The 23,874-nt window shown below is 40.1% G+C and carries 18 protein-coding genes; 6 read left to right on the top strand and 12 right to left on the bottom strand.

Features of this window, described 5'->3' with window-relative positions; genetic code table 11:
• Positions 1-35 precede the first annotated feature (35 nt).
• Entirely contained in the window at positions 36-1,316 is a 1,281-nt protein-coding gene (gene hemL / locus CIK86_RS02205; RefSeq protein WP_011328912.1) for a glutamate-1-semialdehyde 2,1-aminomutase, read from the top strand.
• 74 nt (positions 1,317-1,390) lie between these two features.
• Here hemL and mrcB read toward each other — a convergent pair whose 3' ends face one another.
• The 4 genes from mrcB to CIK86_RS02185 all read right to left on the bottom strand — a co-directional run bounded on the left by mrcB (position 1,391) and on the right by CIK86_RS02185 (position 6,934).
• Positions 1,391-3,733 (bottom strand): penicillin-binding protein 1B, encoded by a 2,343-nt coding sequence (gene mrcB / locus CIK86_RS02200; RefSeq protein WP_086993913.1) that lies wholly within the window; start codon positions 3,731-3,733, stop codon positions 1,391-1,393.
• Positions 3,734-3,909: 176 nt separating this feature from the next.
• A complete protein-coding gene (locus CIK86_RS02195; protein WP_011328914.1) occupies positions 3,910-5,139 on the bottom strand; it encodes an ammonium transporter in 1,230 nt (409 codons plus the stop codon).
• A 9-nt stretch (positions 5,140-5,148) separates the two neighbouring features.
• Positions 5,149-5,487, bottom strand: coding sequence for a P-II family nitrogen regulator (locus CIK86_RS02190; RefSeq protein ID WP_011328915.1), 339 nt, complete (start codon positions 5,485-5,487; stop codon positions 5,149-5,151).
• 181 nt (positions 5,488-5,668) lie between these two features.
• Positions 5,669-6,934, bottom strand: a complete 1,266-nt coding sequence (locus tag CIK86_RS02185; protein WP_086994059.1) for a diguanylate cyclase — start codon at positions 6,932-6,934, stop codon at positions 5,669-5,671.
• Between the two features lie 352 nt (positions 6,935-7,286).
• Here CIK86_RS02185 and CIK86_RS02180 point away from each other — a divergent pair, with 352 nt between their 5' ends.
• The gene (locus CIK86_RS02180) at positions 7,287-8,807 is read left to right on the top strand and encodes a carboxypeptidase (RefSeq protein ID WP_011328917.1); all 1,521 of its coding nucleotides are present in this window, start codon (positions 7,287-7,289) and stop codon (positions 8,805-8,807) included.
• Between the two features lie 60 nt (positions 8,808-8,867).
• Here CIK86_RS02180 and CIK86_RS02175 read toward each other — a convergent pair whose 3' ends face one another.
• Positions 8,868-10,388, bottom strand: coding sequence for a CYTH and CHAD domain-containing protein (locus CIK86_RS02175; protein WP_086993916.1), 1,521 nt, complete (start codon positions 10,386-10,388; stop codon positions 8,868-8,870).
• Positions 10,389-10,604: 216 nt separating this feature from the next.
• Between CIK86_RS02175 and CIK86_RS02170 the strand changes: the two genes are divergently transcribed.
• Positions 10,605-11,210: a TIGR04211 family SH3 domain-containing protein gene (locus CIK86_RS02170; protein WP_086993919.1), complete on the top strand. Its 606-nt coding sequence runs from the start codon at positions 10,605-10,607 to the stop codon at positions 11,208-11,210.
• 67 nt (positions 11,211-11,277) lie between these two features.
• On the opposite strand, the gene CIK86_RS02165 is transcribed toward CIK86_RS02170, so the two are convergent.
• The gene (locus CIK86_RS02165) at positions 11,278-11,760 is read right to left on the bottom strand and encodes a winged helix-turn-helix transcriptional regulator (RefSeq protein WP_011328920.1); all 483 of its coding nucleotides are present in this window, start codon (positions 11,758-11,760) and stop codon (positions 11,278-11,280) included.
• A 169-nt stretch (positions 11,761-11,929) separates the two neighbouring features.
• On the opposite strand from CIK86_RS02165, the gene putA reads away from it, so the two are divergent.
• Complete coding sequence (putA, locus tag CIK86_RS02160) at positions 11,930-15,733, top strand: bifunctional proline dehydrogenase/L-glutamate gamma-semialdehyde dehydrogenase PutA (protein WP_086993923.1); 3,804 nt, start codon at positions 11,930-11,932, stop codon at positions 15,731-15,733.
• A gap of 120 nt (positions 15,734-15,853) precedes the next feature.
• On the top strand, positions 15,854-17,047 hold the full coding sequence (locus CIK86_RS02155) for an HD-GYP domain-containing protein (protein WP_086993925.1): 1,194 nt from the start codon (positions 15,854-15,856) through the stop codon (positions 17,045-17,047).
• Positions 17,048-17,054: 7 nt separating this feature from the next.
• On the opposite strand, the gene CIK86_RS02150 is transcribed toward CIK86_RS02155, so the two are convergent.
• From CIK86_RS02150 to CIK86_RS02125, 6 genes are all read right to left on the bottom strand, one after another.
• Positions 17,055-18,185, bottom strand: coding sequence for a general secretion pathway protein GspB (locus tag CIK86_RS02150; RefSeq protein ID WP_086993927.1), 1,131 nt, complete (start codon positions 18,183-18,185; stop codon positions 17,055-17,057).
• Positions 18,186-18,196: 11 nt separating this feature from the next.
• On the bottom strand, positions 18,197-19,114 hold the full coding sequence (locus CIK86_RS02145) for an AAA family ATPase (protein ID WP_086993930.1): 918 nt from the start codon (positions 19,112-19,114) through the stop codon (positions 18,197-18,199).
• 147 nt (positions 19,115-19,261) lie between these two features.
• Entirely contained in the window at positions 19,262-19,774 is a 513-nt protein-coding gene (locus CIK86_RS02140) for a DUF1566 domain-containing protein (RefSeq protein WP_086993933.1), read from the bottom strand.
• Positions 19,775-19,783: 9 nt separating this feature from the next.
• Complete coding sequence (locus tag CIK86_RS02135; protein ID WP_086993936.1) at positions 19,784-21,436, bottom strand: DUF1566 domain-containing protein; 1,653 nt, start codon at positions 21,434-21,436, stop codon at positions 19,784-19,786.
• A gap of 66 nt (positions 21,437-21,502) precedes the next feature.
• Positions 21,503-21,835 (bottom strand): hypothetical protein, encoded by a 333-nt coding sequence (locus CIK86_RS02130; protein ID WP_086993939.1) that lies wholly within the window; start codon positions 21,833-21,835, stop codon positions 21,503-21,505.
• A 34-nt stretch (positions 21,836-21,869) separates the two neighbouring features.
• A complete protein-coding gene (locus tag CIK86_RS02125) occupies positions 21,870-22,574 on the bottom strand; it encodes a DUF2982 domain-containing protein (RefSeq protein WP_086993942.1) in 705 nt (234 codons plus the stop codon).
• Positions 22,575-22,818: 244 nt separating this feature from the next.
• Here CIK86_RS02125 and CIK86_RS02120 point away from each other — a divergent pair, with 244 nt between their 5' ends.
• Entirely contained in the window at positions 22,819-23,871 is a 1,053-nt protein-coding gene (locus CIK86_RS02120) for an efflux RND transporter periplasmic adaptor subunit (protein WP_011328929.1), read from the top strand.
• Positions 23,872-23,874 lie beyond the last annotated feature (3 nt).

Below are 23,874 nucleotides of genomic sequence, written 5' to 3'. Positions count from 1 at the left end.
CCCACTTTTTTTGTGACAAAACAATAGGATTTTTCATGACAATTAGCCAAGACTTATTTGCACGCGCTCAAGCTTCTATTCCTGGTGGCGTAAATTCACCAGTACGTGCTTTTAATGGTGTAGGCGGCACACCGCTATTTATCACTAAAGCTGAGGGTGCGTTTACATTTGACGCCGATGGTAATCGCTATATCGATTATGTTGGCTCTTGGGGCCCTATGATCATGGGCCATAACCACCCTGCAATTAAACAAGCAGTACACGACGCGGTAGAAAACGGCCTAAGTTATGGCGCGCCTACCGAAGCCGAAATTTTAATGGCTGAAAAAGTAAAAGAGCTAGTACCATCAATCGAAAAAGTACGTATGGTTAGCTCAGGCACAGAAGCCACCATGAGCGCTATTCGCTTAGCGCGTGGTTTTACTGGCCGCGATAAAATACTTAAATTTGAAGGCTGTTACCACGGCCATGCCGACTCATTATTAGTTAAAGCGGGCTCTGGCGCATTGACTATGGGCGTGCCTAATTCGCCGGGTATTCCTGAAGATTTTGCAAAGCATACGCTTACTGTATCGTTTAATAATTTAGATGAAGTGAAAGCTATTTTTGCTAAATATGCCGACGAAATTGCATGCATTATTGTTGAGCCTGTTGCTGGTAACATGAACTGTATTCCACCGGTTCCGGGATTTTTAGAAGGTTTGCGCGACGTTTGTGACGAATACAAATCGGTACTTATTTTTGACGAAGTAATGACCGGGTTTCGAGTTGCACTTGGCGGCGCACAAGCCTACTACAATATAAAACCAGACTTAACCTGTTTAGGTAAAGTAATTGGCGGCGGCATGCCAGTGGGCGCTTTTGGCGGCAAAACCGAAATTATGGATTATATTGCACCGGTTGGCCCTGTTTATCAGGCGGGTACATTGTCGGGTAACCCAATTGCCATGGCTGCAGGTTTAAAATCGCTAGAGTTATTAAGCGAGCCAGGCTTACATGCAAAACTAGAAGCAACCAGTAAAGCAATTTGTGAAGGCTTTGAAGCCGGTGCTAAAAAAGCAGGCATTGCATTAACCACTAATTACGCCGGTGGCATGTATGGTTTTTTCTTTACTGATGCTGAAAAAGTAACAACTTACAAACAAGCTACTGAGTGTGATTTAGAGCGTTTTAAACGTTTTTTCCACCTGATGCTTGAAGAAGGTGTTTACTTAGCCCCCTCTGCTTTTGAAGCAGGCTTTGTATGTGCAGCGCACAACGAGCAAGAAATAAAAGATACCATTGCAGCCGCAGAGCGCGCGTTTGCTAAGCTGTAAAACATCAGTTTTATTCAGCCAATAAAAAAAGCCCTAACGGGCTTTTTTTATGTCTTGTAGTTATTCAAAACAGCTTAACGAATACACTGCGGCCTTGGTTCAAATTCACTGGCTCTTAGTGGTAGCTGAATAACTTTGCCGCACCCTGGTGGCGCTTGTTTACCCGTTAGCTCGTTAATAAACGCCCAGCGAATTGAAGGTGGACGAGTATCGGCTATCGCTTCGGGATTTAGCGGTTTTAAATAACGAATATAGGTCTCTAAAGCCCCTACACTACCGGTTAAGCCGGTACTTTTGTTATCATCTCGGCCTAGCCAAGCAACGGTCACTGTGTTTTGATCAAACCCGGCAAACCAGCTATCGCGTAAATCGTTACTAGTGCCCGTTTTACCCGCAAGTTGAATCGACGGAAAGTGTAAGTTTAACCGTTTTGCGGTGCCATCTTTAGTCACTCGTTTCATTGCGTATTTTGTCATGTACATGGCATCTTTAGCAAAACGCGGCTCAGATTTCACCTCATGCTTATACAATACTTTGCCTATTGAGTCGGTTAACGCAGAAATAGCGGTTAACTTTCTATATTCGCCATCGGCAGCAATGGTTGTGTACAATTGTGCTACCTCAAAACTAGACATTTCAAGTGCCCCCAATAACAACGATGGGTATTCGTTAATTCTTCCCTGCGCGCCTAACCCTCTTAGTGTATTTGCAACTTTATCTACACCTACATCAAGGCCAAGATTTACCGCAGGTATATTTATACTGCGACTAAAAGCTTTGTATAACGGGATCGCTCCGCGAAATTGACGATCGTAGTTTTCAGGTTGCCATACTTTACCTTGCTCATTGGTAACTTGCACCGGTGAGTCGTCAAGTAAAGTGGCTAGGTTATAATGTGGTAACTGCAACGCGCTTAAATACACTGCAGGCTTAACTAATGAGCCAATATTACGTTTGCTATCAAGTACTCGGTTAAAGCCTGAATAACGCACATCGCGCCCAGAAACTAATGCCGATACGCCACCTTTTTCTACGTTAACTGAGATCATCGCCGCTTCAAGCGCGCGAGTATTAGGGCGTTTTTCTAAATAAGGCAAACTTGCCTGAATCGACTCTTCCATTGCCGTTTGTTTTTGTAAGTCAAAATAGGTAAACACACGAACACCGGCATCTAACACATTTTGATCGGGCAATAACTGCTTGAGTTCACGATTTACTAGTTCTAAATAACCTGGGTACGATTTTTGTAAACTGGCTTTCATTGGCGCTATATTCAAAGGACGTTTTAATGCAGCGCGGTATTCATTAGTACTCAAAAGTTTGTCTTCAACCATTAAGCGCAGCACTAAGTCACGACGTTCCATTGTGCGCTCTTCGTAACGACGTGGATTGTAATAAGACGGCCCTTTTACCATAGCCACCAGCAGCGCTATTTGATCGTACTCTAGCTCATCTACTGGTTTAGAAAAGTAAAATTCAGCAGCCAAGCCCATACCATGTACACCTTGGTTATAAGACTGCCCTAAATATACTTCATTTAAATACGCTTCAAGTATTTGATCTTTTGAATAACGGTAATCTAAAATAAGCGCAATAAACGCTTCGTTTATTTTTCGTGTAAGTGAGCGCTCTCGGGTTAAGTAAATATTTTTAGCCAGTTGTTGCGTTAGCGTACTGCCGCCCTGAACTGTTCGTCCAGCACGAATATTACTGTACAACGCACGTAAAATAGAAAATACCGATACGCCGTGGTGCTGATAAAAATTACGATCTTCAACCACTAAAAGCGTGTCTTTTAGCATTGCCGGAAATTTATCCAGCGGTACAAATTCACGATCTTGTTTAGAGTCGTTACCTATACGCGCTATTTGCACCGGCTCCAGCCTAGCGTTGTTTAAACGCCGACCAAATTTGTCTTTAATACTAGCCACTTTTTGCCCAGCAAAACGCAGTTCAATTATATGCGCCTGTTCTAGCGCGTCATAAAATTCAAAATCGCGACGATATATTTTAATGCTGTTGGCAGTTTTAACATATTGCCCTGTACGACTTAACCTATTAACGGCTGAGTAGTTTAGCCGCTCTAACTCCCAAATAACCTCTTGGCTTGATAAGAACTGCCCGGGGTAAAACGCCATCGAGCGTGCATAAACTTGCGCAGGAAGCTGCCATTTATTACCTTCAAATTGACGAGTTATTTTTGCATCGAGGTAAATAAAATAAAGCGCCATAGCAATAAATGTCGCTAAACCAAGTTTCCAAAAAATAGACCATAGTTTATTGAGTAAAGATCGCTGAGCAACTGATGATTTGTTTTTTGTACTTTTTTTTGCGCCGTTACGCGGTGTACTTTTAGAGGGTTTAGCGCTGCGCTTTGTGGGGGTTTTACCTGTCGGTTTTTTTTTGTTATCAGCCATTTAAATGTAATTTATTCCAAGGTTTATTTTACAGACGTGAGCTTAGCATAGTCACCTACTAGTTCACCATTATAAGGTAAATTAACAACCCATCTTAGCAGCACTAAAGTTAACCTCCCCTGAAATAAAAAAGCGCTACCTAAGTAGCGCTTTGGACAACACACAATAACTTAAATTTAATTACTACGAACCGATACAAATTCTGGGTAGGCGTCAATGCCACAATCGTGTTGATCCATACCGTTTAGCTCTTCTTCTTCGGTAACCCTAATGCCCATAGTATGCTTTAAGATTGCCCACACCAGCAGCGAAGAAATAAACACAAAACCAATAATACACAACAAGCCTATTAACTGAGTTACCAAGTTTGCCTCGGCGTTTGTCACAGGTACTAGCATAATACCAAGTACTCCACATACGCCATGCACAGAAATAGCGCCAACTGGGTCGTCTATTTTTGCCTTATCAAGTATAACAATACTAAATACCACTAATGAGCCGCCTAATAACCCTAATAAACACGCCATCAATGGTGAAGGTGAAAGCGGATCGGCGGTAATCACAACCAGCCCAGCTAACGCGCCATTTAATACCATAGTTAAATCGGCTTTACCCCATAATGCTTTACAAACAAACAGTGCTGAAACAGCCCCCATTGCAGCAGCAGCATTGGTGTTTAATAAAATTTTCCCTACAGCAGTCGCGTTTTCTGCATCTGATATAAGTAGCTGCGAGCCGCCGTTAAAACCAAACCAGCCCATCCATAAAATAAACGTACCTAACGTTGCCAAAGGCAAGTTTGACCCCGGAATTGGGTATATTTCGCCATTTTTACCATATTTTCCTTTACGTGCACCCAGTAATAATACGCCAGCTAATGCCGCTGATGCGCCGGTTGCATGCACTATTGCTGAGCCCGCGAAGTCAACAAAACCCATTGCCGATAAAAATCCAGAGCCCCAAGTCCAGTAACCCTCAATAGGATATATAAGCCCAGTTAACACCAAGGTAAACACCAAAAATGCCCACAACTTCATGCGCTCAGCCACCGCACCCGAGACAATAGACATAGCCGTGGCAACAAAAACAACTTGAAAGAAAAAATCAGATTCTAGAGAGTGATCAGCATCAGCGGCTTGTGTACCAATTAAGCCACCAAATGAAGGAATGATGCCTCCCTCGGTATTCCCTACATACATAATATTGTAACCAACGAGTAAAAACATGGTGCATGCAATTGAATACAAGGCGATATTTTTAGTTAATATTTCTGTGGTGTTTTTTGAGCGTACTAAACCCGCTTCTAGCATGGCAAACCCTGCGGCCATCCACATTACTAATATGCCACAAATTAAAAAATAAAAGGTGTCGAGCGAAAACTTTAGTTCTATCAGTGTACTTTCCATAAATCCCCCTTAAAGTGCATCTTCATCAAGTTCGCCCGTACGAATACGAACAATTTGATCTAGGTCGTACACAAAAATCTTACCGTCACCTATTTTTCCGGTGCCTGCAACTTGCGTAATTGAGTCAACTACGCGTTGGCAGTTTTCAGTACGAGTGGCAATTTCGAGTTTAATTTTAGGAATAAAATCAACTTGGTATTCAGCCCCACGATACAATTCGGTATGACCACGTTGTCGACCAAAGCCTTTTACATCAACAACTGTCATCCCTTCTATGCCTAAATCAGCGAGTGCTGTACGCACTTCATCTAATTTAAATGGCTTGATGATTGCACTAATCATTTTCATTTTAGTCCCCTTAGGACACGTTATTGTTTTTCTTAGTTAATACAATCCAAGCTTTATGCCATTTTTATATGGCAATAAAAAACAATAACTTATAAAAATATTTTATATTTAAAACAAAAAAACGCACCAATTAGGTGCGTTTTTTTATATATAATACTTAATTGGTGCGTGTGTATTTAACTCAACGTATAGCTGTAACCTCTGCTAGCTGCAAAGTACTATTTAAAACCACACAATTGCGCCCTTGCTCCTTAGCTTGATACAAAGCTCTATCGGCAACACGCATAGCAGCGGTTAAATTGGTATTTTGAAATTCGGCTAGGCCTATACTTGCTGTTATTGATAAGGTTTTATCACTGATAGTAAAGTCGTAACTTGCGAACTTTTGTATAAATAAATTTAAACACTTCTCGGCTTGTTCAACTTCTACTTGCGTTAATATAATTGCAAACTCTTCACCGCCAATACGTGCCACTGTACTGTTAGAAAATGAAGTACGGATTAAATTACTCACTTGTTTAAGTGCCTGATCGCCGCCGTCATGCCCAAATTCATCGTTTATTGCTTTAAAAAAATCTATATCGAGTAACACTAAGCTATTTTTCTGATTTTTATTTTTGAGTAGTTTTTCAGCATACTGATAAAAGTAACGACGATTATAAAGCCCGGTAAGGTGATCTCGAAAAGCACTTTCTTTAATGTCTGCAATTAACGATAACTGCTCCATGGTTTGCAATACACGACAATGAAACTCTTCATTCATAAAAGGTTTAGTTAAAAAATCATTAGCACCATATTTAATAAATCGCGCCGATAAACCATGCTTACTCGCGCCTGATAACCCAATAATTGCTAAGTCATCACGGCCTCTAAAGTTTCTCACCGCTTTAACTAATTCAAAACCATCCATTGTTGGCATTGCATAGTCTGTCATGAGTAATTTAATTTCAGCATCGTTTTTGAGCATATCTAATGCTTGGCGTCCATCGTGCGCCTCACTGACTGCAAATAATTGTTTTTCTAGCATTTGCTTCATTAAAGTACGACTTAAAACCGAGTCGTCGGCTATTAATGCTTTACAGCCTTGGTTACGCAACAGCTGTGCAACTAATTTTATAGCGTAATTATATGAGTCACGGTTATCTTTTATCACATAATCAATTACGCCTAATTCTAACATTTGCAGGCGCTTGTACTCATCCATCTTAGAAGTAAGCACCACAGTAGGAATACCTTTTAATAAGGTATATTTGGCCACCTCACCATTTGGTGCGTCGGGGAGCGTTAAATCAACTAAGGCTAGTGTATAGCTGTGCTTACTTACAAACTCCTTACACTCAGATAAAGACCAAGCAAAATCAATGGCAACATCAAGATACTGTGCAGATATATGGCGAAGGACTTGTTGTACTACTTTACTATCTTCAACTATCAACAGTCTTTGCATAGGGCTTCTCTTTACTTCTAATTTGATTACTTGTTTTATAACCATGTGTTCATCATAAATTTAAAGCCTTTGTTGAGGTTTTAAATTTATTAAAAAGCAAATTACACACCCTGTCGGTTTGCCACTATTTTTTTAAAGTAAATCTCACTTATTTAAGCTGCTATTTATAAATAGATGCGAATATACATTACTTTCATTACGATCGAAATAAAGAGCGATACAAAGCGTTAAAAGCTAAGTTTTTACACATTCTATTTACTCAACCACTATTATCGGCAACTAGTCTCAATACTTTTGTTTTTTTACTGAATATTTCTTTTAATAGAACATTAACAATAAAAAAGGGTCATTCATGAAGTTTAGCCAAAGTATTTTTTTACCTATTGCCGCCATTGCCTTAACACTTAGTAGTGCCTCCTTTGCCGATAATAACCAGCGTCGTATTGATATCGACAGCAAAGTGGTTACTGAGCACAAAGCAAAAATTAATAATCAGCGCTTTTCATATACGGTTGCAACCGGTACGCAACCTGTTTGGGATGACAAAGGCGATGCTATAGCAACCTTGCAATATACTTACTACACCCGCGATAAGGTAGATGACAGAGCAAAACGCCCTTTGCTTATTTCGTTTAATGGCGGCCCTGGTTCGGCATCGGTTTGGATGCACCTTGCTTATACTGGCCCTCGTGTATTAAAAATTGATGATGAAGGCTACCCTATTCAACCATATGGGGTTAAAGACAACCCTTACTCAGTGCTCGACATTGCCGATATTGTATATGTAAATCCGGTAAACACCGGCTACTCTCGCGTAGTTGAAGATAAAGACGGTAAATTACTCTCTAAAGCTGAGCAAAAAGAGCAGTTTTTTGGCGTAAAAGCCGATATTAAGTACCTCGCTGAGTGGCTTAATACCTTTGTAAACAGAAACGAGCGCTGGCGCTCTCCTAAGTTTTTAATTGGCGAAAGCTACGGTACAACACGTGTATCGGGCCTTGCCCATGAACTGCAAAATAGCCAATGGATGTACATTAACGGCGTAGTATTGGTTTCACCAACCGATATTGGCATTAAGCGCGACGGCCCAATTAAAGCAGCTAACCGCCTGCCTTACTTTGCCGCTACAGCTTGGTATCACAAAGCATTAAATGCCAACTTACAAGCTAAAGACCTAGACGAGTTACTGCCTGAAGTTGAGCAGTTTACAATTAACGAACTGATCCCCGCACTGGCTAAAGGCGGCTTTATTGCAGATGATGAAAAGCGCCGCATAATTAAAAAAATGGCGCAATATGCTGGGCTTTCTGAAACCTTTGTAGAGCAAAATAACTTAGATATTCCAACGCAGTTTTTTTGGAAAGAGCTATTACGTGACCGCGGCCAAATGGTAGGACGCTTAGACTCGCGTTATTTAGGTATTGATAAACGCGATGCGGGCGAGTCGCCTGATTACTGGGCAGAACTCACGTCGTGGTTACACTCTTTCACACCCGCTATTAATCATTACTTACGTGAAGAGCTAAATTATAAAACAGATATTAAATATAACCTGTTTGGTAATGTGCACCCATGGGATAGAAGCGGTAATAACACCGGCGAAAACTTGCGTTTAGCTATGGCGCAAAACCCGTATTTAAAGGTAATGATTCAATCGGGTTATTATGACGGTGCAACTAACTACTTTGATGCTAAATATACGTTATGGCAGTTAGATCCAAGTGGCAAAATGCAAGACCGCTTAAGCTTTAAAGGCTACAGAAGCGGACATATGATGTACTTACGCCATGCGGATTTAGAGAGCTCTAATACCGACTTACGTGAATTTATAAAAGCGGCATTACCTAAAGAAGGCCAAGCTGCTAAATACTAATCAGCAAACATAAAAAAAGGCTCGTAATGAGCCTTTTTTATTTAATCATATTCTGTAAATCTAAAGCCAATAAGGCTTTATATCGAACGAAGCCAATCTACTTTGCTCCATTGCACTTACCAAATATTCTGTCTTTTGTGCTAGCCATGTTTGAATTTTAGCTAGCTTTTCATCTTCTTGACCACCGCAAAGCTGCTTTAAATAGTCAAGGGTACTAAGCTCGTACATACCATGAGAAATATCAAGCCAAGGGAGTCTAAACTCTAAGCGCTCTTCTTTATCAAATAACGCACCTAAACAATTACCACTTAGTAAACTGTTCTCTAATTGTGTGCGTATATTAAGGTAATCATTCGCGGTTAAAGTTTGTTCTTTAGGTAACAGCTTATGCAAATTTCGCCAATCTTTATCAAACAAACGGTTAGCAATGCTGGCTACCGATTGGTCAGCGTTTTGTAATTGCTTTTGATCCCAAAACTTGCGCCATTGTTTGTCTATTAACCAGGTTGTTAACGACAGTATTAAACGATTATAGCGTGCACTATGAAACAGCGCATAAATGTCGTCAATGCTAGGCTGTAGCTCTTTTAGGTCATTAATAACTTGTGTTAATGCCGGTGCGTTGTTTATTTTTTTATAAAAAGCGTGGCGTTTTGAAGTATAGGTTTTTAATTGAATTGCATTTTCAACCCACGCTAACTCGCTGAGTAACCACTTTAATTCGTTGCGTAAATGCTCAGTACTTTCTTTGCTAACAATGTCGTCAAACAACCAAAAGTTATGACGAATTAAGCTTATACCGTCGGTTACTCGCTTTAATGTTTTTAAACTTGGCTTATTGAAATAACATTGTTCGTGCTTTTGCACAAAACGAATACCAAAACCCATAGCCTCTATTAATGCTTGCTCTTGGGTTACTTGCCCTTTGAGTTTAACAAACCCAATAGACTTACTTGGTTGCAGTGGCGTGTCGTCAGCAAGGCGATACCCTCTTGCGGCCTTTGAATACAAACCTAAGCGAATACAGTTTTGGCTTACTAATTTATCGGCTAGCGCAAATAATTCATTACGGCTGCCCTCAACAAGTTCAATTTCAAGCTCGCTGATCACCTCAACTTTACCCGCTGCGGCAATTTCACCTTTATCAAGCACTACTTCAATTTTTGCACCGTTTTGAGTCTCAATTAACCAAGTACGGCGAATAAAGTTAGTACTAAAAATCGGATGTATATTTTCTGCAATAACATTGGCTTGCATGCCATGAGGCCAAATAGATGGGTCAAATGCCATTATATCTGGACGATTAGACTCTATTGGTAAGTTAAATTCAGGGCGTTGATGTAAGCCCCCAACAACCTCACCGGCGAGTTTAATTGTTTGCTCACATTTATTATCAGCACAACGCGTTCTATAGCCAATATCAAGGGCTCTAAGCTCACGGCTTGGCGTATCATAATAAGCATTTTGTAAACTTCGAGATGGCTTATTAGTAACTGTTTTTGCAAATTGTGTAATTAATGAGGGGATCAGTGGAATGACGGCATCTGATACCAAAAATTTTAGTTCTATCTCAGTATCCATTAGTTATGCGGATTACCCTTAAAATTAATAAGTGGTCAAAATAAACAAAGCCGCCCCATATTGCAAATATTTTAGTCAAAATGGGCCGCTAATAAAATAACACCGGTTACAATATCAACCTTGCTATTGCGCTATTTAATCCATATTATCGCTATACTTATGTGAAATATAAAATCACGTTCTAAACGGACACGGTTAGATTAACAAGGTAAATAAATGCTAAAACACTGTTTATTATGGCTGTTTTTAACAGCCTCAACATTTGCGAGCCAAGCAGAAGAAGCTCAAACAGCAGCCCCCACCAATGCAAAAACAGCTTATATAATTGACAATCTTTATACGTTTATGCGCTCTGGTGCGAGCAAAAACTATCGTTTACTCGGCTCTATTGATGCAGGCACACAACTGACCTTATTATCGAGTGAAGAAAACGGTTTTTTAAAAGTTAAGGATGATAAAGATCGTGAAGGTTGGGTTGAAGCTAAATACATTACACAAACAGCTGGCTTACATAAGCAGTACCAAACGTTAAGTGATGAAATGAGCTCAATACAAAATGAACTGCGCCAAGCACAAGTTGAATTACCGCAGTTGCAAGAGCAAAACGTGCAGTTAACAAACCAAAACAAACAATTGTTTACACAAATAACTGAATTAAAAACCACGCTTGAGCAAGAGCGCACTTTAAAGCAAGCCACTAGCTCTAAAGAAAAACGCCAATTACTTACTTATGGCGGTGCTATTGCATTTTTAGGATTATTTTTAGGTATTATATTAACGATTGTGTTGTCTCGCCGTAAGCGCTACCAAGGCTGGGCATAATACGACAACTTAATTAGTCGCATAAAAAAAGCATCATTTGATGCTTTTTTTATGCCTGCAATTTGTATTACAAATCTAGGCGCAGACCCGGATCTTGTTTTATTTTTTCAATTACCATATAAGTGTGGTGCGTCCCCACTCCTGGAATATCAACTAAGTCGCCAAGCACTTGCCTGTACTCGTCCATGTTTGATACCCTGATCTTCAGCAAGTAGTCGTAGCCACCAGCAACCATGTCGCACTCCACTACTTGCCTAATTTTTAAAATGTGTTCTCTAAACACTTTAAATACCGCGGTATTTGAAGTCACCAACGACACTTGTACATGTGCAACTAAGCTTTGATTAAGCTTGGCTTCGCTAAGCTTAGCAACATAGCCTTCAATATAGCCTTCTTGCTCTAAACGCTTTACACGATCAAGACAAGGGCTGGGGCTTAAATTAACCTGCTTTGCGAGGTTAACATTTGAAATTCTGCCGTTCTGTTGCAGAACGTCTAAAATAGCTAAATCGATACGATCAAGCAGGCGTAATCTATTTGGACTCGTCATAACAGAACTTTATACGGATAAGTAGAAAATATGCCCTGTAAATTAGCGTAAAACGCCAAATTTAACCAGCATATTCTGCTGAATTTTAATTAGAATGCACGCCTTATACCAACGAATATTTAGTGGTAATTAATTTTACCTTAAGTTTTAACACTCCTGAGGGTTGCTTATGTTATTCAATAGCGATTTGACAACGACTTGTCCAATTAGACAAAAAATCCGTGACTTCTACCGCATCGACGAAAATGCGGTTATCGATCATATTTTACCACTTGCTGAAGTAGGTGTTAAAGCACGAAGTCGTGCCTGGGAAAGAGCTCGCCAAATTGTTTTAAATATTCGTAAAGACCAAGATGGTCAAAGCGGTGTTGATGCACTATTAAATGAGTTTTCACTCTCTAGTGAAGAAGGCGTGGTATTAATGTGCTTAGCCGAAGCCCTGCTTCGCGTACCAGACAAAGCAACTCAAGACACATTAATTCGTGACAAATTAGCAAAAGGCGACTGGAGCTCTCATTTAGGCAGCAGCGATTCGTTATTTGTTAATGCATCGTCTTGGGGCCTATTAGTAACCGGTAAAATGGTTAACTACACAGATAAAACCAAAGAACAGCAATTTGGTATGCTTAAAAAAACCATAGGTCGTTTAGGCGAGCCGGTTATTCGTAAATCAGTAAACTTTGCGATGAAAATTATGGGTAAGCAATTCGTTATGGGTCGTACCATTGACGAAGCAATAGTACGTGCTGCCGATAAAGAACAAAAAGGCTACGTATATTCATACGATATGCTAGGCGAAGGCGCGCGCACCATGAAAGATGCACAGCGTTACTTTGACAGCTACATGAACGCGATTCATGCTATTGGTAAAGCGGCAAATGGCCGTGGCCCAATAAAAAGCCCTGGCATTTCAGTTAAGCTTTCTGCTATTCATCCTCGTTATGAGTTTACGCATAAAGAACGCGTAATGGCCGAAATTGTGCCTAAGCTTAAAGAGCTTGCGCTAGCTGCTAAACAATATGACATTGGCTTTACTGTTGACGCTGAGGAAGCAGACCGTTTAGATATTTCTTTAGATGTAATTGAAGCGGTATTTAGTGATGACGACCTAGCAGGTTGGAACGGCTTTGGTTTAGCGGTTCAAGCGTATCAAAAGCGCGCTATATTTGTAATTGAATGGCTAACTGAACTTGCAACCCGTGTGGGTCGTAAAATGATGGTGCGTTTAGTTAAAGGCGCTTATTGGGACACCGAAATAAAATCCACACAACAGGATGGTTTAGAACATTTCCCAGTATTTACTCGCAAAGCAACCACCGACGTGTCTTATAAAGCGTGTGCCATGAAAATGCTCGAAGCACGTGATGTACTTTACCCACAGTTCGCTACCCATAATGCCTACTCTGCAGCAACCATATTAGAAGTAGCTAAAGGTGATAACACTGGTTTTGAATTCCAACGTTTACACGGTATGGGCGAATCTTTATTTGACCAAATCGTTACTGAGGAAAAAATTCAGTGCCGCGTATACGCACCGGTGGGCCAACACGAAGACCTACTGGCTTACTTAGTACGCCGTTTATTAGAAAACGGTGCTAACTCATCGTTTGTTAATGCCATTGTAGATACCACTAAGCCGGTTGAGACACTATTACCTGATCCGGTAGAAACACTGCAAGGTTTACGTAATAAATACAATACACAAATTAAAATGCCAATTGACTTATATGGCGCCGAACGTGCCAATTCAAAAGGCATGGATTTAACCGATATAAACGTGATCACCCCGTTTAAAGAAAACCTTGATCTGTGGTTTAACGAACACTTAATTGAGCAAAGCCAAGTACCTGAAGGCTCTGTGGCAGTTAAAAACCCGGCAAACCACAAAGAAATAATTGGCCATATAAAACTGCAATCTAGCGATGAAATGCAAGTTTTGCTAGCCAACGCAGAAAGCGCTTTTGAATCATGGTCACAAACATCGGTAAAAGAACGTGCTAACTTATTACGCCGTGTTGCCGATATTTTAGAGCGTCATCATGACGAACTAGTGGCTATTTGTATTAAAGAAGCCGGCAAAATAGCTAAAGATAGTATTGATGAAGTACGCGAAGCGGTTGATTTTTGTCGTTACTACGCAGCCCGCGCTGAAGAGCTATCGCAAGATGAGCGCTTTGAAGCCCGTGGTGTTATTTTATGTATTAGCCCATGGAACTTCCCGCTAGCTATTTTCTTAGGCCAAGTAGCCGCTGCCATTGTGACCGGTAATACCGTTATTGCAAAACCAGCTGAGCAAACCAGCCTAATTGCGCTGCGTGCCATTGAACTTATGCTGTCGGTAGGTTTACCAGAGCATGTTGTGCAAGCGGTAATAGCCCGCGGTAGTGACGTAGGTAAAACAATTGTTCCGGATGAACGCGTTCAAGCAATTATGTTTACTGGCTCGACTGAAACAGGCACGCTTATTTCACAAACACTCGCGGCGCGTAGCGATATTCAAGTACCGTTAATTGCCGAAACAGGCGGCCAAAACTGTATGATCGTTGACTCAACAGCACTCCCTGAGCAAGTGGTTGACGATGTAATTAGTTCTGGTTTTCAAAGTGCTGGGCAACGCTGTTCAGCGTTACGTGTATTATTTATTCAAGAAGACGTTGCCGATGGCATAATCGAAATGCTTAAAGGTGCACTGGCTGAATTACATATAGGCGACCCATCGTTACTATCTACTGACGTAGGCCCGGTAATTGATGAAAAAGCACTGAAAAGCTTAAACGATCACGTTGAGTACTTAAAAGGTAATGCGACATTACATTACGAGTGTAAAATTCCAGATAACACAGTAAATGGTGCGTACTTCTTTGCTCCTCGTTTATACGAAATAAAAGACTTATCGGTACTTAAGCGCGAAGTATTTGGCCCATGTGTACACGTTATACGCTTTAAATCGAGCGAACTAGACAGTGTTATGGATCAAATAAACAACACAGGTTACGGCTTAACTATGGGCGTGCATTCGCGCATTGAAGAGCGCTGTGAATACCTAGCTAAAATGTCGCGTGCAGGTAACGTATACGTTAACCGTAATATGATTGGCGCTATTGTTGGTGTGCAACCATTTGGTGGCCGTGGTTTATCTGGTACTGGTCCTAAAGCCGGTGGCCCTAACTACTTACAACGTTTAGTAAAAGAAAAAGCATCGCCAGAAAACGTGCAAATGACCAATCTAACGCCAGACGAGCTTGATTTACACCACTACAGCGGTGCAAACGAGCAAGTAGAAAAGTTAATGATTAACTCAATGCGCGATGAAAAAATTTGGCGTTCAACACCACTAAACGACCGTGTATCTGCGGTGCGTCAATTGCTTGCTAAAATAGCCACAGTTGAAATTATTGACGACTTAGCAGACGATTTAGCACTAACACTTGCCGATGCACGTGCACAACTTAATCGCTTAGAAAAGCACATGCGTAAATTTACTACATTACCAGGGCCAACAGGTGAGTCTAATACTCTGCACCTTGAAGCACGTGGTTGTGTTGTATGTTACGCCGATAAGAGCACATCGTTTAACTTTTGGGCATTATCGATCATTACTGCAATTGCTGCGGGTAATACGGTAATTACTGTTGCTTCTGAAATATTTTATGAAGAAGCGGTTGCCTTTAGAGATAAATTTATTGCCACCGGTGTTGCCGAAGGCGTGTTCCAAGTAGCTAAACCAAATCAGTTACAAGCTATATTGGCACATCCGCACTTAGCCGGCGCTGTGGTTGCAGCACGCTCTTCTCGCTTTGGTTATTTCAGTCAGCAGCTAGCGCAGCGTAAAGGTGCTATTTTGCCAGTGATCAGCTCTGAATATTACGATACGCTTATTAAACGTTTAGTAACTGAAAAAACCATCAGTATAGATACAACGGCATCGGGTGGTAATACATCGCTGATGACGCTTGTTGAAGATGATGAGTAACTAGTTTAGCACTAATTACTTATTCGTATAAAAAGGCACCTTCAGGTGCCTTTTTTACTATGTTAATTGTAATATTTTTGTTACTTTAACCAGTAGAATACTTATATGAAGTGAATTAAATTGAAAGTCATTCCAATTTCGCAGTTATTACCTGGCATGTTTGTACAAAGCGTAACAAAGCAAACCGGACGTATTAAAATAAAAAGCCAAGGCTGGGTTAAAACCCAGGCAGGCATCGATAAGTTAAAAAATGTCGGTATTTTAGAAATTGAAATAGATCCAGATAAAACCCTCATCGAATCAGTGCCTGAAAAAGAGCCTGCCAATACTCCTTCCCCTGTTACAAAGCGCGATCCTTGGCAAAAAACGCACAGTGCTGAACAAGAAATGGGCAAAGCTAAAAAGCTCTACGATGAAGCTAAATCTCTACAAATTAAAGCATTTAAAGATATAAAAGCAGGCCGAGATATAGACATAGCGCCTTTTAGAGATCTTGCTAGTGGTTTTATGGATTCGGTATTTAGAAATCAAGATGCACTTGCTTGTCTTACTCAAATGCGCCAAAAAGATGCCTACCTGTTAGAGCACTCTATTAATGTTTCTATTTTAATTAGTATTTTTGCCAAGCATTTGAATATAGATAAAGATATTATTGAACAGCTAACTACTGGCGCGCTACTGCATGATATTGGCAAAATAAAAATTCCCGATGCAGTACTCAATAAGCCGGGACGTTTTACTGATGAAGAATTTACAATAATGAAAAATCATGCGCGCTTTAGTAAAGAAATTTTACAAGCTGCAGGGCTCAAAGGTATAGCTGTTGATATTGCCGGTATGCACCATGAACGCTTAGATGGTAAAGGCTATCCGTTTGGTAAAAAAGGCGATGAAATAAGCCAGTATGTGCGTATGGCGTCAATTGTTGACGTGTATGATGCACTCACAGCTGAGCGCGTTTATAAAGCGGGTATGGAGCCGATAAAAGCCTTTAAAATATTAAAAGAAGGTTGCCCTGATAGTTTTGATAGTGAGTTATTAACTAAATTTATTCAGTGTATCGGTATTCACCCGGTAGGCACACTGGTTAAGCTCTCGAGTCAAAAAGTGGGACTGGTGACACAGAGCAACCCTGCCAGCCCACTAAAGCCCGTTGTTAAAACTTTCTATAGTGCAAAGCATGGGTGCTATACCCAAGTGCAAGACATAGATTTAGCACATAAAAAAAGCCAAGATACGCTTGAGTCGGCAGTTAAAACTAACGAATACAATATTGACTTACAACGCTTTTATAAAAATTCAATTTTACCCTAATTAGCCGCTATTGCGGCCAATCTTGTAGCGCCTTTAAGCTAAATTCGTAGCCGTCAAAATCAAGTACGCTTTGCTCTGGTGTTATTTCTCGCACTGTTAATGCACCTATACTATCGCCCTCAAAAAGCTCGCGACCATTGAGCTTGATCCAACGCTTATTGAGTGCAGAGGAATATATATGCGCCTGATATTTAAGTGGCGGTAACATGGCTTGCAATCCATCCGGCAACAGCTCTATTGGTTGCACTCGTGATGAGCTGCGCGTTGCTTGCGTTACTTCGTAGTTTTGTGTTTTTTCTGTATCTTGAATAGCTTGATCAAAAGCTGTTTCTAGTAATGTTGGGTTCTTTGCAAGCGCAGGTCTTTTAGTACTTTGTGCTGTAGAGCCTTGCGAATCGAGCGGTTTACCAAGCACTTTATACTTACTTAAATCAAGCGATGCCGATGAAGGCATATTTTTTTGAGGTTGCTGCCCAGCAGCTTGTGTTGCCTGGTTATTAGTTTGATTGAAGCTAGGTTGATTATAATGTGGTTGATTATAATGTGGTTGTGAATATCCCTGCTGATTAATTGCGCCTTGCCCATACGTACCCTGAGCATAATTATTTTGCGGGTTTAGGTTTTGCTGAAGTGTGGCTTGATTTTCCATTATTGGAATATATTGCCCTTGCGGCGTAAGTAACATTTGTACAATACCACTGGGGGTTTGTACATACACTAACTGACCTTGAATTGAAGTTGCTGTATTTACTGCGTCTGGCGGGGCCGTTTTTGACGCTGATGGTCGCGCCGCTAATACAGCTATATTTTGCTCTGCACTTTGTAATCTTGCTGTATTATCTATATCCGATTTTGTTGTTATTGTTGGTTTTTTATCGGCATTAGTATTTTTTAATATTGCTGTAGTGCTAACTTGCTCATTATTACTATTAAATGAGCTGTTTTGTAGCCATTTCCCACTAACAAAACCACCAGCAACACTAAAGCTAACCGCTAAGCTGCCACCAATCACAAACGCCAAGCGGCGGTATCGCACTAGAGCTTGTTGCTGTTTAGCCTGCTGTGCCTGTAAGTCATACTGCTCGGCGCTTATATCGGCTTGTTGCGATTGCTTTAACGCATCTAATAAATAAGACATTAATCACCTAACTATAAAATAAATGAAAGCCCTAAGCCGGCTGCAAATAAAGCAACAAAAGCAGAGCAATATAGCCAATATGGCACGGTTTTAGGTGGCGTATTATTAGCCGCAATGAAATCGGGTGGTAATGATTCCAGAGCAGATTTTTTTATAATCTCGCTATCTATTGTTAATTGCTGTTTTGCAAATGCCCCTACTAACGCGCGCTCACACACTAAGTTCATTAATCGTGGCACGCCACCGGTAAGTTGATGAACGCTTTGCATTGCGTCCAACGAAAAAATACCTTTATCACTGCCTGCAATATGTAAACGATGCTTAATGTATGCCACCGTTTGCCCTTGTGTTAAAGGCAGTAAGTGATAGCGAGCTGTTATACGCTGTGCAAGCTGCCTTAACTCATTTCGTTTTAATAATACTTGCAGCTCAGGTTGCCCCACCAGCACTATTTGTAATAGCTTTTTATGATCGGTTTCTATGTTAGTTAGTAGGCGCAGTTGTTCTAATACATCGGGGGCAAGTAACTGCGCTTCGTCAATAATCAGTATGGTATGCCCACCCGCTTTATTATTTGCTTCTAAGTGCTTTTTTATAACATCGGTAAGGCTTTTTAAACTCGCATTTTGTGCATCATAATTAATTTTAAGCTCATCACAAATACTCGCTAAGAGCTCAAGCTCTGATAAAGCCGGATTATGGATCATCGCTACTTGAGTATTCTCAGGCAGTTTTTCTAGCATACTGCGAGTTATGGTTGTTTTTCCGGTACCCACTTCGCCGGTTAATAATACAAAGCCGCCGTCTTCACCTAGTCCATATGTAAGGTGTACTAACGCTTCTTTATGTCGCTCACTTAAAAACAAATAATGGGGATTAGGCGAGATTGAAAAGGGTTTTTCATGCAAACCAAAATAGCTTAAATACACCTGAGTATTCCTTGGTAAATAAATCCCCCCCATAATGGCAAAAAAAGAGCCTTAGTGACAACACTCAGGCTCTTTTATTATTGAAATAACGTAAATTAATGTAAAAAGCACTGCTTTCAACTTAGCTGTGCATTTACTTATATTGGATTATTTTTCGTAACGCATTAAGCGCAAATAAACACTACTGGTTTTAGCGTGCAAACTATTTAATCCACTGTCAAACTGATAAACCCAAGCAGAATTAACCGTGTTTACACCTGAGGTATTGGTCCAATAGTTTTGTAGCTTTGTGCCCAAAAACACCGATTCGTTAATACTTGGCTCTGTACAACTGTGTTCTACAATACTTGCTAACTCTTTAATGTTAGGCACTTGCCAATCATCATAACTTGCTGTTGTATCGTTAACTGCGCCTCGTAATGCAGCTTGCCAGGTTAATGATGGTGTAGCGCCTTCGCATGTTGCTGTAGCATTGTTATACACTTGTCCGTAACTACAACGCTGCCACATTAAACCTGTTTTGCTATCTGACACTGTGCCATCGGTATTTATCGTAAATCGCTCTGTTGGTGTTGTTGTATCAGCTTCGCTATAGCATGCTTGCTGTGCGGCAATATTAAAACTCATAACTGCGATTACCAATAATAATGTAAGTTTCATAGTTCTTCCCTAACGGCTTCTTACTAAACGAATATAAGCAGTATTATCTTTTGGATAAGCAAGATCATTACCATCGCTCATATCTATAATATAAGCTTGCGATAAACTAGTACCATCAACGGCTGTTTGAGAGGTCCAATAACGTAAATGACCCTGCGCACTTTTATTTGGTAAATTAGGAAAAAACTTATTATCTATTAATACACTTTGTCCTTGTTTACCGTAATCGATTAAGCTTAGTAGTTCGGTATAAGTCGGCACTCGCCAGTTTGTACCACCGCAAAAGTCCTGTGCATTCACTTCATCTATATAGGTTTTTAAACCACAATCTGTATTGCTTGGGCATGATGAGTTAGCAAGGCCAAGTGCCGGATTTTTTGATGTTGCACTGCCTAGATCCCAAATATAATGATTTTGTCCATCGCGTAAAGTAGTGTTAGGTACCACACCTGATACAGGACTTTTAACCTCCCACACTAAACCGGTTAAGTTATCGCGAATACAGCTAAAGTTTTGTGCATCATCTGCCATTTCATCTGCAAATTCATTTAGCTTGGTGTAATCAAACGCTAAATTACCTTGCCCTACTTTGGCTAAACGATTCGCAAAGCTGTCTCGGCCAAGCTCTGCATCTTGATTTGGAAAGTCTTTACTTGTACAGTTTATACGTTGAGTATTGTTGTAACACTCCCCCATACCTGTATCGTTTATTATCCCGAGCGCTTTAGGTGCGACATCTACAAACACACTATCGTTTGCGCTGCGCCCTTTTGAATCAGTAACCATTACTTCAAAGTTTAAAGTAGCGTTCGTGTCTATGTCTGAGGCATAAAAAGTAGTAATACATTGATTACTATTAGCTAATGTTTCCGCTTTGCCGGTTAGTTGTTGCCAGTCACATTTATAAGTACTGGTTGCGGCAGCGCTGTTACTTGCATCTAAGGTTACTTTATCAAACTCGTTAACTTGCTGATCTGCCCCGGCATTGGCAATAACAACTTGCGCTGTTTTATTTAAAGTCATGTCATATTCAGAGGTTGACTCTCCCCCTTCATCATCGGTAACCGTTAATGACCACTTTAAATTTGTATTATTTTCAAGCAGCGGGTGGCTAAAGCTTAAAGTAGAATTAGTAAAACTATTTATATTGAGGGCTGGTCCTGATATTAATTGCCACAAGTAGCTATTAATTTGACCATTAGTATCTGGATCTATTGAGTCTGCAGCGCTTAGCGTTACTGTGTCGTTATAAACCGATGGCAATACTTGCGGTGCTGTTTGGGTAATAACAGCTTGGGGTAATTGATTGTTTGAAGTAATAAAAATACTAATATCGTCATTTACTAAACCACCATCAGCTGTTTGATAGCTTACTCTGAGTACCAATTCGCTGTCTGCTTTTACATCTGGTGCGGTAATGGTTTGCACTGCGCCATCGAGCGGAAAACCATCAACAATAGGGCCATTTACCCGCTGCCAAGTGAACGTACCCTCGGTAGGTGAGCCTTTTGCTGTAACAGTAAAGTCGGTTTTTTCAATAATTTGCAAATCGTTACCTGCAAATACTGAAGCTTGAATGTTATCACCATCATCAGAGCTCCCCCCACCTCCGCATGCAACCAATAATCCACACAATAACGGGATTAACGCAATTGCTCTCATACTAAGCATCCTTTTATATCAAAAAACAATTAATAATTATTTAAAGCAATAAAAGTGCCACTAGTACTATAAGTAACAATCTTGATGAATACGTACAAATAACTTAGTGCCTATTTTACTGTAATCAACCTTGTATTCCCGCCCATCTAGAGCTTGAATAAATAACAACTGTTTTTCTTCAGCAAATATATCGGCACTACTAATATGAACCACCTCTAAGTAACGCTCTTTAGCTTCTCGACGGTTTTTTGGCAGATCTTCTTTAAATGGCTCTAAGCCATGTTGAGTCACTTTAATTCGAGGATGGATCTCAGAATTAACAATGACTAAATCTAGTTTTCTGTCTTTATGTATTATGGTATTACGACCACTTTTTAAAAAAGCTCTTTCTTCGCTCATCATTATTCCTACTGCCGCAGTTGTATCTATGTAATTATTTATTTTGCGACTTTATAAACTGACAGGGATTACTTTTCCACTTATTTAAGTTAGCACTAAATCCCCAAATATCTCTATCTAATACACTTGTTGGTAATAGTAGATCATAGCCTGTTAATAACTGCAGATGTTTAGCCCTGTTGGCAAACATTGCTATTAACCCATTATAGCTAATTCCATTTTTAGATCTATATTGTGTATCCTCTGCTAACCATTCTGATGGGCAATCGCCATTTTTGCAATGCCTTTTAACTAGCTGCATAAACAAATAACGCTGCTCGATCAGTAATTTCCCAGCGATTCTAGGGGCTAAACTCGTTAAAAATTCATCCATGTCGTTTACCTTAATTCCCACAGCATTAAGCTCTAGGTGCTCAAGCCCTACTGCTATTTTGGGTATCCCGCTTGATTTAAAATTACTATGAGCTAAATACCAAACACCATATTTGTGCTGATAAGTTAACTGCTCAGTGGTTAACACTAAGCTATAAAATGGCTCTTGGGTTTTAAAAAAACCAATTGTTATTGCTGCAATACACAAACTAACTAAAAAAATTTCTAGAATGCTAATTTCACCAGGGCGTAATAAATTAAACAGCATAATGAATAACAAACCAATCGCACCAACAATTAATGCTTCTATGCCATGCTTAGCTCCCTGCGCACGATACTTAATTTGCATAGCGTTAAACTCATCCATATTGATAATAAACACTGTAAAAAATGAACATAATAATGCCCCACAATGCTATTTTTCTGAGCATTAAACATTTTTTGCACGACGTATTTAACTTCATAAAATACCTTTTAAAGCTCAAGCATGAGTTTATTTAATTAATTATTATAACTTTTACGCTTAATTCACAAATTAATGGGACATAATACCGCCTTTTCTCGGTGTTATTTCGTACAATAGTTATAATTTATTTTTTGGTATTAAAGCAATGTACTCAAGACAATCAGGTAGAGCTCTTTTTCCATTTATTATTACGCTACTCGTAATATTTAGCGTTTATTTATATTTACCCGCTAGCCAAGGTGAACAAGCAGATTTTTCACAAATGGCCACGCAAGTGTCTGCTCACACTGTTACCTCGCAAGAAAATGCAGTAATGATTGAAGCTATTGGTAGCGCTCGCGCTAACCAAGCTGTATATATTACCAGCGCACAAAGTGATTACGTGACTAATATTTTCTTTGAAGATGGCGACCTAGTTAGCAAAGGCCAAAAGCTAGTACAACTGCAAAGCCAACAAGAACAAATTGCTGTAAAAGAGCTAAATATTAATTTACGCGAAGAAAAACGCCAACTCGATAGACTTACCGAACTTTCACGTTCTCAGTCAACAGCAAAATCGTTACTTGAAGAGCAATTATCACGAGTTGATGCCACCCAAGCACAATTAGAAAGTGCTAAAACCAAGCTAGCTGAAATGACCATTACCGCGCCATTTTCTGGCATGTTGGGCAAGCGTGAAATATCGATTGGTGCCTATGTAAATAACAGTTCAATTATTACCACGCTCGATGACATAAGTATCATTAAAGTAGACTTTAAAGTACCTGAAAAATATTTAGCGCAATTAGCTACCGGTATGAAAGTGCTCACTCAAAATGATGCTTATCCAGATCAAACCTTTATCGGTAAAGTAACGCATATTAGTTCGCGTATTGACTCGGTAACCCGTAGCGTAGAAGTAACCGCCAGCTTTGCAAATAATTCAGGTTTGCTTCGCCCTGGTATGCTACTTAAAACAGCGTTAGAGCTAAGTAGTAACCAAGCATTAATGGTTCCAGAAAAAGCAATTATTCCGCTACAAGACAAACATTACGTATTTCAAATTTTGGACGGTGTTGCTAATCGTGTTGAAGTGCATATTGCGGGCAGAAATAACGGCTGGGTTGCTGTTGATGAAGGCTTAGCCGATGGTGAGCAAATTATAACTGAAGGGCTAATAAAAATTCGCTCTGGCAGTAAAGTTAGCGTGAAGGGATAACCC

The sequence above is a fragment of the Pseudoalteromonas sp. JB197 genome, from assembly GCF_002332205.1.
Classification (GTDB): domain Bacteria; phylum Pseudomonadota; class Gammaproteobacteria; order Enterobacterales; family Alteromonadaceae; genus Pseudoalteromonas; species Pseudoalteromonas nigrifaciens.
This window is presented reverse-complemented; position numbering and strand designations above follow the sequence as displayed.

Bases quoted from the DNA above. Each gene is read 5' to 3' on its own strand.
- hemL (WP_011328912.1), top strand. From the start codon at position 36: ATGACAATTAGCCAAGACTTATTTGCACGCGCTCAAGCTTCTATTCCT.
- mrcB (WP_086993913.1), bottom strand. From the start codon at position 3,733: ATGGCTGATAACAAAAAAAAACCGACAGGTAAAACCCCCACAAAGCGC.
- CIK86_RS02195 (WP_011328914.1), bottom strand. From the start codon at position 5,139: ATGGAAAGTACACTGATAGAACTAAAGTTTTCGCTCGACACCTTTTAT.
- CIK86_RS02190 (WP_011328915.1), bottom strand. From the start codon at position 5,487: ATGAAAATGATTAGTGCAATCATCAAGCCATTTAAATTAGATGAAGTG.
- CIK86_RS02185 (WP_086994059.1), bottom strand. From the start codon at position 6,934: ATGCAAAGACTGTTGATAGTTGAAGATAGTAAAGTAGTACAACAAGTC.
- CIK86_RS02180 (WP_011328917.1), top strand. From the start codon at position 7,287: ATGAAGTTTAGCCAAAGTATTTTTTTACCTATTGCCGCCATTGCCTTA.
- CIK86_RS02175 (WP_086993916.1), bottom strand. From the start codon at position 10,388: ATGGATACTGAGATAGAACTAAAATTTTTGGTATCAGATGCCGTCATT.
- CIK86_RS02170 (WP_086993919.1), top strand. From the start codon at position 10,605: ATGCTAAAACACTGTTTATTATGGCTGTTTTTAACAGCCTCAACATTT.
- CIK86_RS02165 (WP_011328920.1), bottom strand. From the start codon at position 11,760: ATGACGAGTCCAAATAGATTACGCCTGCTTGATCGTATCGATTTAGCT.
- putA (WP_086993923.1), top strand. From the start codon at position 11,930: ATGTTATTCAATAGCGATTTGACAACGACTTGTCCAATTAGACAAAAA.
- CIK86_RS02150 (WP_086993927.1), bottom strand. From the start codon at position 18,185: ATGTCTTATTTATTAGATGCGTTAAAGCAATCGCAACAAGCCGATATA.
- CIK86_RS02140 (WP_086993933.1), bottom strand. From the start codon at position 19,774: ATGAAACTTACATTATTATTGGTAATCGCAGTTATGAGTTTTAATATT.
- CIK86_RS02135 (WP_086993936.1), bottom strand. From the start codon at position 21,436: ATGAGAGCAATTGCGTTAATCCCGTTATTGTGTGGATTATTGGTTGCA.
- CIK86_RS02130 (WP_086993939.1), bottom strand. From the start codon at position 21,835: ATGAGCGAAGAAAGAGCTTTTTTAAAAAGTGGTCGTAATACCATAATA.
- CIK86_RS02125 (WP_086993942.1), bottom strand. From the start codon at position 22,574: ATGGATGAGTTTAACGCTATGCAAATTAAGTATCGTGCGCAGGGAGCT.
- CIK86_RS02120 (WP_011328929.1), top strand. From the start codon at position 22,819: ATGTACTCAAGACAATCAGGTAGAGCTCTTTTTCCATTTATTATTACG.